Annotated in this window: 1 protein-coding gene; it reads right to left on the bottom strand. The window is 69.6% G+C overall.

The genetic code is table 11. The features are described from left to right. A partial coding sequence (locus tag RNC47_RS37120) for an FAD-dependent oxidoreductase (RefSeq protein ID WP_311605280.1) occupies positions 1-421 on the bottom strand: 421 nt, incomplete at both ends.

Here is a 421-nt window from a genome sequence, read left to right as displayed (position 1 = left end):
AGCATGGCGTTGCCCACCGCGGCACCCTGCCGGTTGGCGTTGTCGAAGTGTTCGAACCGGACGTGACCACCGGCCCGAGCCGAGTAACGTTGCGCCACATCACCTGCGGCGTAGATGTGCGGAGTCGAGGTTCGGCCCTGCGCGTCGACCACGATGCCGTCGCGCACCTGCAGGCCCGAGGCCGCGGCCACCTCGGTGTTGGGGACGATGCCGATGCCGATCAGCACCGCATCGGCTTCCAATCGACCGCCGTCCGCGCAGTCCACCACCACGCCCTCGGCGGTGGTGTGCAACTGCTCGACCGTGACGCCGGTGCGCACGTTGACGCCGTGGTCACGGTGGATGCGCACCAGTTCAGCACCGAGACGGGCGCCGATGACGTTGGCCAGCGGCACCGGCGCGGCCTCCAGCACGGTCACCT

Source organism: Streptomyces millisiae (assembly GCF_031845425.1).
Lineage (GTDB): Bacteria > Actinomycetota > Actinomycetes > Streptomycetales > Streptomycetaceae > Streptomyces > Streptomyces millisiae.
Note: the sequence above shows the minus strand (reverse complement) of the source record. Positions and strands in the feature narration are given on the sequence as shown.